Origin of the sequence: Alcanivorax sp., assembly GCF_014762765.1 — a bacterium.
GTDB lineage: Bacteria > Pseudomonadota > Gammaproteobacteria > Pseudomonadales > Alcanivoracaceae > Alcanivorax.
Window position 1 is genome coordinate 25,127 of sequence record NZ_JABURH010000090.1, and the last position, 1,647, is coordinate 26,773.

2 protein-coding genes are annotated in these 1,647 nt (G+C 60.9%); one reads left to right on the forward strand and one right to left on the reverse strand.

All coding sequences use genetic code 11. The annotated features are described in order from the left end of the window. A partial coding sequence (locus HUJ17_RS04675; RefSeq protein ID WP_290509583.1) for a universal stress protein occupies nt 1-437 on the reverse strand: 437 nt, incomplete at its 3' end. Nucleotides 438-707: 270 nt separating this feature from the next. Between HUJ17_RS04675 and HUJ17_RS04680 the strand changes: the two genes are divergently transcribed. Next, nucleotides 708-1,647, forward strand: a 940-nt coding sequence (locus tag HUJ17_RS04680; RefSeq protein WP_290509584.1) for a DNA topoisomerase, incomplete at its 3' end; no start/stop codon positions are given.

Sequence of the window (1,647 nt, forward strand, 5' to 3'; positions counted from 1 at the left end):
TTCTGATCCACCTTCACCGCCAGCACATCGCAATGGGCCCCCGGCACCAGGCCACGGGCGGTGGAGCCCAGTAGCAGGGCCAGGCCGCTGCGGGTGTGGCTGCCGACCACGATCAGGTCGGCGTTCAACTTGTCGGCCTGGTCGAGAATCGTCTTCTCGATGGAGCCCAGCTCCACATGAACATTATCGGCAGGGATCTGGTAACGGCCGGCGTAGGTGTCAGCGGTATCACGGGCCTGTTTCATCAGGCCGCTCTGCAGGTCGGTCACATCCATGGGCACATCGGCACCATAGGCCAGCGCCAGAGGCTCGATCACATGGATCAGATGCAGCTCACCATCATTGCCTGAGAGCACCCCGGCGGCCCGGGACAACACCTGGGCAGACTCATCACTGCAATCAATGGCGACCAGAATTCGGCGATAGGGACTGGGCACGGTTCTCTCCCTGAAACGGTGTCTTTCCTGCAGTATAACGGTCTTTGAGCGGCTTGCCAGAGCCGCTTTTCCGCTTTGAGGGTTGCCCGGCACCCTGTATCTAGTCTAGTACTAAAAAAGGGAGGTCGGTTACAGCAGAGCTTGACCCGGCCATACCGGCGCTGTCTAAATAGCGCCCGAAGAAGACTGGCGCCGCCTGTGCGACCGCCATATCGGGCACTGTAGCCGGTGCGCTCTGTTCAACAAACCGCCGCCATTGAGAACCTGAGAATGGGAAAAACTCTTGTTATTGTGGAGTCGCCTGCCAAGGCCAAGACCATCAACCGCTACCTGGGCGACGACTTCGTAGTGAAGTCCAGTGTCGGCCACGTACGCGATCTGCCGGTCAGTGGTGGCTCCAAGAAGAGCACCCCTCAGGAGCGCGCCAAGGAAGCGGCCTACACTCGCTCCCTGCCCAAGGAAGAGCGCGAGGCCTATAAAAAGAAGAAGGCCAAGGCCCAGTTGATCAACCGCATGGGCGTGGACCCGGAACACGGCTGGAAAGCCCATTACGAAATTCTTCCCGGCAAGGAAAAGGTGATTGATGAACTCAAGCGACTTGCCGCGAAAGCCGACCGCATCTATCTCGCGACGGATTTGGACCGCGAAGGGGAGGCCATTGCCTGGCACCTGCGGGAAGTAATCGGCGGCGATGATTCCCGTTTTGACCGGGTGGTGTTCAACGAAATCACCAAGAAAGCCATTCAGGCCGCCTTCGAGCAGCCCGGCAAGCTGGACCTGAGCCGGGTGGAAGCCCAGCAGGCCCGCCGTTTCCTGGATCGGGTGGTGGGCTTCATGATCTCGCCGTTGCTGTGGGAAAAGATTGCCCGTGGTCTGTCCGCCGGCCGGGTGCAGTCGGTTGCCGTGGAGCTGGTGGTTGAGCGCGAGCGGGAAATCCGTGCCTTTATCCCGGAAGAGTTCTGGGAAATGCACAGCGACACCCACAGCGACCAGGGCGAAGCCCTGCGTCTGGAAGTGTCCAAACACAAGGGCGTGAACTTCCGCCCGGACAATGGCGACGACGCGGAGCAGCACCGCCAGGCGTTGCTGCAGGCCGGCACACTCACCATCAGCCAGCGCGAGCAGCGGCCCACCCGTTCCAAGCCATCGGCTCCTTTTATTACCTCCACCCTGCAGCAGGCGGCCAGCACTCGCCTGGGTTTCGGGGTGA